This is a genomic window from Burkholderia sp. Bp8994 (assembly GCF_003853805.1).
Lineage (GTDB): Bacteria > Pseudomonadota > Gammaproteobacteria > Burkholderiales > Burkholderiaceae > Burkholderia.
The window spans coordinates 1-8,935 of sequence record NZ_QTQH01000041.1; the positions used below are offsets into that span (position 1 = coordinate 1).

An 8,935-nucleotide genomic window follows, 5' to 3' on the forward strand; every position below is an offset into this window, starting at 1 on the left:
GCGGCGCACATCACGGTGAACAAGAACGCGATCCCGAACGATCCGGAGAAGCCGTTCGTGACGAGCGGCATCCGCCTGGGCTCGCCGGCGATGACGACGCGCGGCTTCGGTCCGGCGGAAGCGGAGAAGGTCGGCAACCTGATCGCCGACGTGCTGGAAGCACCGGAAGATGCCGCGACGATCGAACGCGTACGCGGTCTGGTCGCGGAGTTGACGCAGCGTTTCCCGGTCTACGGCTGAGACGCGGCAATCGGGTTCGACTGCCGACGCCGTTGAACCTCGCTCGTTCCGAAACGATGTAAAAAAATCCGGCTCGCACACCGCGAGCCGGATTTTTTGCGCCGTGTGCGAACCGGTGTCGCGTCACACGGTCGGATCGACGTTCGCCTCGAGTTCGCGAATCCGCTCGTCGTTACGCGTGTCCTTGAGCACCGGCGGCCCGGCGAAGGACTTGCGCACGCCGAACCCGTACCAGATCACCATCAGCACGCCCACGAACGCGACGAGCACGTAGAGCACCTTCTCGTTCGGCGGCTGGATGCCGACGTACGCGAGCACGCACGCGCCCACCAGCGCGAGCAGCGCGCACGGCTTCGACCAGATGCCCAGCTGGAACGGGCCCTTTTCGGTCCACGTGCGCCCTTCGGCGAGCATCCCGGAACCGATCGGCATCGCATACGAGATGAACAGGAACACGGCGCTGCCCGCGCTCAGTACCGAGAACGCGTCGCCGTACAGCGTGACGACGATCGCGAGCACCGCGCAGGTCCAGATTGCCGGGCCGGGCGTCCGGTGATTGTGATTCACGCTGCGCAGCAGCTTCGACGCAGGCAGCCCGCCGTCGCGCGCGAACGCGTACATCATCCGCGACGTCGACATGATCGCGGCGAGCCCGCACACGTAGTTGATGAAGAACATCGCGAGCTCGAGGCAGACGCGCAAGGTCTTCGGGATCGGTGCGAGGATGGCTTCGAAGAAGCCGGTGCCCTGTTTCATCGCGGCGGTCAGGTCGGGCATGACCAGCACGAACGTGCACACCATCACGTAGCCGAACACCGCGGACCAGAACACCGAACCGATGATGCCGCGCGGCACGTTCTTCGCCGCGTCGTGCGTTTCTTCCGACGTATGCGCGGACGCGTCGAAACCGGTGATCGTGTAGGTCACCAGCAGCAGGCCGGACAGGAACGCGAGCGGCGTGGTCTGCTTCGGCCAGGCGCCGCCGTCGACGCCCGTGTAGTTGGTGAAGGTGACGAGCCGATGCAGGTCGAACGTGACCGGCGAGTAGACCAGCAGCGACACGACCAGCGCGATCGTCACGACGAAGATCAGGTAGCCGGACAGGTCGGTGATCTTGCTCGCGATCCGGATGCCGCGTGCGTTCAGGATCGCCTGCGAAATCGTGATGACCGTGATGAACGCGGTCTGATGCCACCACGTCAGGCTGTCCGGACCGACGCCGAACATCGGTGCGATCAGCGTCTTGAAGAACGGATCGTAGGTGCCGAAGTTGATCGCCGCGATCACGAAGATCAGGCCGATCAGGTTGAGCCACGCCGTCATCCACCCCCATTTCTTCCCGCCGAGGATCGCGCCCCAGTGATAAAGGCCGCCGGCGGTCGGAAACGCGGACGCGATCTGCGACATCGACACCGCGACGATCAGCGCGAACAGCGAGCCGAGCGGCCAGCCGAGGCCGACCGAGGCGCCGCCGGCCGCGGAGAACGCCAGTTGAAACGCGGTGATGCCGCCCGACAGAATGCAGATCACCGAAAACGACACGGCGAAGTTCGAGAAGCCGTTCATGCGTCTCGACAGCTCCTGCGCATATCCCATCTTGTGGAGGAGGCTTACGTCGCTGTCGATACCTGCATCAGGCTGGATTTTCGCATCCATATTCGCTCCGTCACGTATGTCCTGCGAGGCAGGACCGTCATCGCTGCCCGGGCCCGGTGCTGCGGCCCGCTCCTGGAATTCGTCGGCGGGCACGCGTTGTCATGCATCGATGGCGATCGCGTATCCGGTCCGATACGGAACGGTATGAAGCCAAATCTCGCGGCGATATCGGATTTCGGCAATCCGGCGAAACTCCGGACGGGTGCACCGTTCGGGGGCATCGCGTGGCGGGCTGAATATTTGTAAGGAATCCATGCGGATCGGGATGATCCGTACTTGTCGAAATGCGACAGCCGGGGAAAAAGTGCGCTCCCGTGAAGGGCGACATGGCCCGCAATCGCTTTCTGAAGTCGACCGCGCCCCGTGTCGCAATCCTGTGAGTCGGCCCGGCAGGGAACCTGGAGCGGCCTACTCGGCTTGCTGCTTGCCGGGTTTCCGTCCGAACCGCGCACGGTAGTCGCGCGGCGATATTCCGACCCGCTTCGCGAATGCACGTTGCAGCGCATCCACGCTGCCGAACCCCGAACGTTGCGCGACCCGTTCGAGCGGCCAGCCTGCCCGCTCCAGCAGCGCCTTCGCGCGCTCGACGCGTGCGGCCAGCACGAATTGCGCGGGCGGGAGCCCCGTCTCCTTGAGGAAATTGCGCGCAAACGTGCGCTCGCTCATGTGCAGGCGCGCGGCCAGCGCGGCGACGCCGAGATCGCCGGTCGGGTCGTCGGCGATCGACGTGAGCAGCGCGCGCATCGGTGGCGTCGCGTTTGCCTGGATGTCGAGACCGACGCTGAACTGCGCCTGTCCGCCGGGACGGTGCATGAAGAGCACGAGCTCGCGCGCGACCGCGAGCGCGGTCGGCGCGCCGCAGTCGGCCTCGACGAGTGCGAGACACAGGTCGATGCCGGCCGTCACGCCGGCTGACGTATGAAACGGCGGATCGCTCACGTAGATCGCATCCGGCTCGACCCGCACGTCGGGGCAAAGCGCCTGCAGCGTCGCACACTGATTCCAGTGCGTGGTGGCGCGCCTGCCGTCCAGCCATCCGCCCGCGGCGAGCACGAACGCGCCCGTGCAGATGCTCGCGATCCGCCGCGTGCTCGCGATCCGCGTGCGCAGCCAGGGCAGCACGCCGGCGTTCGACGCCGCGTGCCGCAGCGCCGCTTCGCTGCCGCCTGCGACGATGATCGTGTCGATGGGCTCGGGCAACGCCGCAAGCGCGGTCGGGCCGGCAAGACGCAGGCCCGCGTGCGTGACGATGTCGTTGCCGTGTTGCGATGCGAGCGTGAGCCGATAGCGCGGGACATGCCCGGGAAGATGGCGGTTCGCGACCGCGAACACTTCCATCGGGCCGGTGATGTCGAGTGACTGGACGCCTTCGAAGCCGACGACGACGATGTCGCGTGCCGGACCGGTTGACTGGGGCATGGCGGAAAGTGCGGTGGAGTTGTCCTTGTGACCGCGTGCATGATCCTTGTAATTTTCCGCACGTGCAATCGATTGACGCGGGTGGGCGATGCGGGAATGGAACAGAAACGGGGCGATGCGCGTGGCGGTGGCGCTGCTCGTATGCGCGGTGCTGGGCGCGTGCATGTCGGGGCAGTCGGGGCCGTCGGCCGCGCACGGCGCACGAACGGTCACGCAAACGCTGAGCGTGAACGCACCGAAGGCGGGCCGCACGCGGCCGCTCGTTGCGATCGTCGCGGACAACGCCGGAACGGAGACGACCGATTTCATCGTTCCGTACGCGATTCTGAAGGCGTCGGGCGCGGCCGATGTCGTGGCCGTGTCGGCCGACGCCGGCGCGGTCGAACTGATGCCCGCGCTGCGGATCCTGGCCGATACGACGTTCGACCGGTTCGACGCGGACGTGCCCCTCGGCGCGGACGTCGTGATCGTGCCGGCCTTGCATCGTGCCGACCGGCCGGCCGTGCTCGCGTGGCTGCGCAAACAGGCCGCTGCCGGCGCCACGATGGTGGCGATCTGCGATGGCGCGGCCGTGCTCGCGAACGCCGGGCTGCTGCGCGATCGCATCGCGACCGCGCACTGGTATTCGCGCGACGGGCTGCGTCGCCGTTTTGCCGAAACGGCGTGGGTCGACGATCGCCGCTACGTGATGGACGGCAACGTGATGACGACGAGCGGCGTGTCGGCGTCGATTCCCGCGTCGCTTGCGCTGGTGAATGCGCTGGCGGGGCCGGTGGCGGCGCGCGAAACGGCACGCGACATCGGCGCGCATGGATGGAGCGACGTTCACGACGGCAGCCGGTTCGGGTTGACCGCGCGTGCCGTGGCGACCGCACTGACGAATCGCGTCGCGTTCTGGCGGCATCGGACCTTCGATCTGCCTGTCGCGAGCGGATTCGACGAACTTCCGGTTGCGCTCACCGCGGATGCGTGGGCGCGGACGTGGCGCAGCGACATCGTCGCAACGGCGGACGCGCACGTGATCGAATCGAAGCACGGGCTGCGCTTGCTGACGCAACCGGCCGATGCCGGCCACGCGCGCGTGACGATTCCGGACGGGCGGCGCGGCGAAGCGGTGCTGCCCGGTGTGCTCGGCGACGTCGCGGCGAGCTACGGCGACGCGACGTCGGACTGGGTGGCGCTGCAACTGGAGTATGCGAAGTAGCGGCTGCCGGGCTTGCGCGTTGCCCGGCGCAAACCGTGCCTTCGACGCCGGAAAAGGCCCGGGCGGACGATGTCGCGATCGACGAGCCCGGCCGGTGCCAGCGGACATGCGCGCAGCACATCGCGCGCACTTCGCGTTTTCCACCGACTTGCATTCGGCGTTTGATCGCGACGCCCGGGCGGCCACGCGTCGAAACGTCGGTTTCGAGCATGAACGTGGACGCGCGCGATGCTTCTTACATGCGGGTAGCGCTCAGACCGTTGCCGTCCGCCGCGCCGTCAGCCGGTTCCACAGCATCCCGGCGCGGCTTCCGCTTCGACAATAGGCGAGCACCGGCTTCGGCAGCGCATCGACCAGCGCGCCGAACGCGTCGACTTCCGCATCGCCGATCCGGTCGCGTTCGACCGGCAGATAGCGCGCGTCGAGGCCCAGTTCGCGCGCAGCGGCGGCGATTGCCTCGAATGCCGGTTGATCGGCGCTTTCGCCGTCCGGCCGGTTGCAGATCACCGCGCGAAAGCCGGCGCTGCGGATCGCTTTCAGGTCCGCCGGCGTGATCTGTCGCGACGCGGTGAACCCGGTCGCTGCCGCGGCCCGGCATTGCTCGAGCGCGCGCGCGAAACATGCGATCGCGAAATCGACGTCCTGTTCCGTCGTGAAGCGGCCGAAGCTGATCCGCACCGTGCGGCCCGCGGCTTGCTCGTCGAGGCCGATCGCGGTCAGCACGTGAGACGGTGCGCCGCTGGTCGAGTTGCATGCGGAGGTCGACGACACGGCGAGCGCATCGCCGAGCATGAACGGGAAGAAGCCCGGCACGTTCACCGTGAGGCTCAGCGTGTGCGGGATGCGGCGCGCCGCTGCCGCGTTGTGCGTGATGTCGCCGAGCGTGAGCAGCGCGTCCTTCAGGCGTGCACTGAGTGCCGCGATCCGCGCGGCTTCGCGCTCGAGTTTCTCGGCGGCCAGTTCGCACGCCACGCCCATCCCGACGATCTGGTGCGTCGCGAGCGTGCCCGAGCGCAGGCCGCGCTCGTGCCCGCCGCCGTGGATCTGCGGCGCGATGCGCTCGGCGATCTCGCGGCGGACGAACAGCGCGCCGATGCCCTTGGGGCCGTACACCTTGTGCGCGGACATCGACAGCAGGTCGATGCCGAGCGCGCGCACGTCGATCGGCGTCTTGCCGAGCGCCTGCGCGGCGTCGACGTGCAGCAGCGCGCCGGCCGCATGCACGATGCGCGAGATCGCGCCGATGTCGGTCAGCGTGCCGAGTTCGTTGTTGACGAGCATCAGCGACACGAGGCCCGTATCGGGGCCGATCGCCGCGGCCACGGCGTCGACGGTGATTTCGCCGTCGGCGGTGGGTGTCAGGTAGGTCGCGGTCATGCCGCGCTTCGACAGGTTCGCCATCGTGTCGAGGATCGCCTTGTGTTCGAGGCGGCTCGTGACGAGGTGGCGCTTGCCGGTCGCGGCTTCCGCATAGCCCTTCAGCGCGAGGTTGTTCGATTCGGTGGCGCCCGACGTCCAGACGATCTCGTCGGCCTGCGCGCCGATCAGCGCGGCGACCTGCGCGCGTGCGTGCTCGACCTTTTCCTTCGCGAGCCGGCCGGCGGCGTGCGAACTCGACGCGGGATTGCCGAAGATGCCGTCGGCACCGAGGCAGGCCGTCATCGCTTCGATCACGCGGGGGTCCGCAGGGGTGGTGGCTGCGTAGTCGAGGTAGTGCAGCGGGGTGGTATCGCTCATGTCCTTCTCTGGTTCTTTCTCTTCGGAATGGGAGAAATGATACGAGGGAGGACGGGGAAAAAGGATCCAAAGTTGGCTGTGAATTCAGAGCGATGTGGAATAACGTTTTCTTTTTGTTTGATACGGGGGAATTTGTTTTCGTCCGGACCTGACGGAAGATCGGGAATTGTTCATGCGGATGCCGGCGCGGCCGGGCGCTGCGGATGGGCGTTGCCCGGCCTGCCTGCGACGTATCGGATGTCCGTGAACGCCTTGAGGGGGCGCGTCGATCACGTCAACTCGTCTTGATCGGGCTGATTCGATAAACGATGCGCGTCCTGCACCCAGGCATGCAGCGCTTGCTCATATTTCGTGGGGATCGTAATCGTGAGCGTGGTGAGGTGCGTGACGTTGCCCGGTAGTTCCAGATATCGCTGCCACGCCTTGCGAACGAGCTGCGACATTGCCGAGCGGTTCATACCCAGTTTCGCGGCCAGCTCGCGCTGTGGGCGGCCCTTCACGAAAATCTCGTGCAGGGCCCATTGGTTCAACGGTTTGATGCGGGTATCTTGAAGCCGCAGCAGTCGGAACTGTTCGGCGGTCATGCGTCGTGTCTTCAGCATTCAGGGGCGCCCGGAACTCGGAATGGAAGAAATGAGCGTCGCGCCGCACGAAGTCTTGTGACCGTCGAATGCGGCGGCCCTACCTTCGACGTTGAAGGCAGCGTCGCCAGCGGCAATCGTGCAGGCGCCGTGGATCGGACACGAACACGTGTCGCCGAAGCGCGCGACCGCGCGCCCCATGACCTTGCTGATGTCGGCGCCGGACTCGACCCGGCCGCCGTGGGTATGGCTGTCGCCTACCCGGATGATTCCTCGCATATGACTTGTCCTCTCGATGATTCGCGCGGCATTGGCGTTTTACTCGCCACATGCCGCGGTGCTGGTTTGCATCACCACGAATAGCCTTGCATGCCGTAGTCGGTGTCGTGTCGGCGTCCCCACCAGGGGAGGTACGCGTTGTTGCCGCCGCGTGCGCGGAACCAGTCTTGGTCCGGATCGATCGGCGTGAGCTTCGATGGTGGTCTGACGACGACGGCGACGGGGTGCTCGGGGTCGGTCGTGCCGGCGACCAAGGCGTTGCCGCCAAAGTGGTTGATCCGGCCGATTGCGAGTGCGACGTCGGTCAATGCGCTGCCGGTTCCCATGTCGCCGAGTAGGGCGGCCGTGTTGAAGGTCTGATTCGTGTGGTCGTATTCAGGGAGGGTTTCGGTCAAGGTCTGCGCGAGCGAGACAACGCGTGACGACGCTGCGTCGCTGGGTACACCTGCGTCGTGGACGATGTAATTCAGGTCCGTGACCGCGACACCGGCGTTGCGTGCTGCTTCGCCGATCGTGGCTGTCCATGCCTGCACGGCGCGTGTCGTGCCGACCTTCGGTGAAAAATCGTGCGTGTTGCCGGTTGCGGCCTTGCCGATCCAGGCGAGCGGTTCGCGCTCGGTGTTGAAGTTCGGGCCGGCGAGGAACAGCACGACGAGGTTCTCGTTGATCTGCGCATCCGTGGGCGGGAAGTTCGGGGCGTCCCAGTTCATTGCCCATACGGTCTTGTCGGGGTTCGCCTGCAAGTAATCCAACGCGTTGTTCAGCGATGTGAAGCCGGCGTTTGCGCCGCCCTGAGTGATTTGCACGTCGGGAGGCGTGTCGCGGCTCCACATCGTCGGGAAATGCCGGTTGCCGATCGAGAACGTCTTTCGGATCGAGTCTTGCAAGTAGGTTTGAGAGTCGTCGATTTCGAGTCGATTCGGAATGGCAAGTTCGACACGAATGCCCGCCAGTTCGCGCCAGTCATTTTTATTGGCCGGGCTCACCGTGTAGAAATATTTTGGATTGGATGCATAGCGGGAGCTAAGCAGGAGCGGAAACTTGTACATGTACTTGTGGTAGAAGCCCTTGAATGTTTCTTTTCCACGATTGCCGTAAACCAACGCCCCAATCGACTGAAGCGTGGAAAATGACTTCGGGTCGGTGCGCACCATGTCGTCGTTCTTGTTCGGTGCGGCAAGCCCTTGCGTCCACAACAATTGCCATTCGGTCGGGTAGTCCATACGTTGCAATGGATTCAACCAAATCAGGCCGACCACCTGCGCGACGAATGGCTTGACCGGCTTCTCGGCTGCCAGCGTCATATTCCCTGCAGCCTCCTTGGCAGGCGCAGCTTGTGCCGGACGCATCACTGACGTGGTCAACAGAAACACCATGAGCGCAGCCAGGCCAGGTACAACAATGAATCGCTTCATCCAATCTCCTATTTCCAGATGTGCCGGATCGGGTTGCTCTACGTAAGCCATCAGCATGGCCATGAGTACGACGGTAATCAGCCATGCCGAAACGGCAATAGCGACACGTCGCGGCCATGTAGCGATTAGCGCCTTCAAATCACACCCCCGACCTTCAAATAAAGTTCTCCTTCACGTTGATCCACGATCGCGCCGGGAATATTTCCTTCGCTACCCTCGGTGTGTACCCATTCATGCAGCGGCAAGTCATCGAATTTTCCGCGTGAAAAATATTCGTAATACCTCTTGTTTGGATTGTCATCCGGAATACCTTCACCCATCCGCCAGTCCGCCTCGATGCGCAAGTCGTAGAGTTGTTCGGGCGTGATGTAGCACAGGCCCACCGCAACGTCATACGCAAGCGC

At 65.0% G+C, this 8,935-nt stretch carries 7 protein-coding genes and 2 pseudogenes; 2 read left to right on the forward strand and 7 right to left on the reverse strand.

Going from position 1 to position 8,935, the window contains the following annotated elements; all coding sequences use genetic code 11:
* Positions 1–240: pseudogene (gene glyA / locus DIE04_RS29315) on the forward strand (serine hydroxymethyltransferase); the annotation flags it as partial.
* Positions 241–363: 123 nt separating this feature from the next.
* On the opposite strand, the gene DIE04_RS29320 reads toward glyA, so the two are convergent.
* Together DIE04_RS29320 and DIE04_RS29325 are read right to left on the reverse strand one after the other, a co-directional pair.
* A complete protein-coding gene (locus DIE04_RS29320) occupies positions 364–1,896 on the reverse strand; it encodes an amino acid permease (protein ID WP_124489854.1) in 1,533 nt (510 codons plus the stop codon).
* Positions 1,897–2,304: 408 nt separating this feature from the next.
* Entirely contained in the window at positions 2,305–3,315 is a 1,011-nt protein-coding gene (locus DIE04_RS29325) for a GlxA family transcriptional regulator (RefSeq protein ID WP_124524211.1), read from the reverse strand.
* An 88-nt stretch (positions 3,316–3,403) separates the two neighbouring features.
* Here DIE04_RS29325 and DIE04_RS29330 point away from each other — a divergent pair, with 88 nt between their 5' ends.
* The gene (locus DIE04_RS29330; protein ID WP_124524210.1) at positions 3,404–4,519 is read left to right on the forward strand and encodes a DJ-1/PfpI family protein; all 1,116 of its coding nucleotides are present in this window, start codon (positions 3,404–3,406) and stop codon (positions 4,517–4,519) included.
* A 252-nt stretch (positions 4,520–4,771) separates the two neighbouring features.
* Here DIE04_RS29330 and DIE04_RS29335 read toward each other — a convergent pair whose 3' ends face one another.
* The 5 genes and pseudogenes from DIE04_RS29335 to DIE04_RS29355 form a co-directional block, all read right to left on the reverse strand.
* Positions 4,772–6,256, reverse strand: a complete 1,485-nt coding sequence (locus DIE04_RS29335) for an aminotransferase class V-fold PLP-dependent enzyme (protein ID WP_124524209.1) — start codon at positions 6,254–6,256, stop codon at positions 4,772–4,774.
* Positions 6,257–6,525: 269 nt separating this feature from the next.
* The gene (locus DIE04_RS29340) at positions 6,526–6,840 is read right to left on the reverse strand and encodes a TrfB-related DNA-binding protein (protein WP_124523316.1); all 315 of its coding nucleotides are present in this window, start codon (positions 6,838–6,840) and stop codon (positions 6,526–6,528) included.
* A gap of 18 nt (positions 6,841–6,858) precedes the next feature.
* Complete coding sequence (locus DIE04_RS29345; protein WP_124524208.1) at positions 6,859–7,116, reverse strand: PAAR domain-containing protein; 258 nt, start codon at positions 7,114–7,116, stop codon at positions 6,859–6,861.
* 71 nt (positions 7,117–7,187) lie between these two features.
* Positions 7,188–8,531 carry a virulence factor gene (locus DIE04_RS29350; protein WP_124524207.1) on the reverse strand — a complete coding sequence of 448 codons (1,344 nt, stop codon included), beginning with the start codon at positions 8,529–8,531 and terminating at the stop codon, positions 7,188–7,190.
* A 134-nt stretch (positions 8,532–8,665) separates the two neighbouring features.
* Positions 8,666–8,935, reverse strand: a pseudogene (locus DIE04_RS29355) (hypothetical protein); the annotation flags it as partial.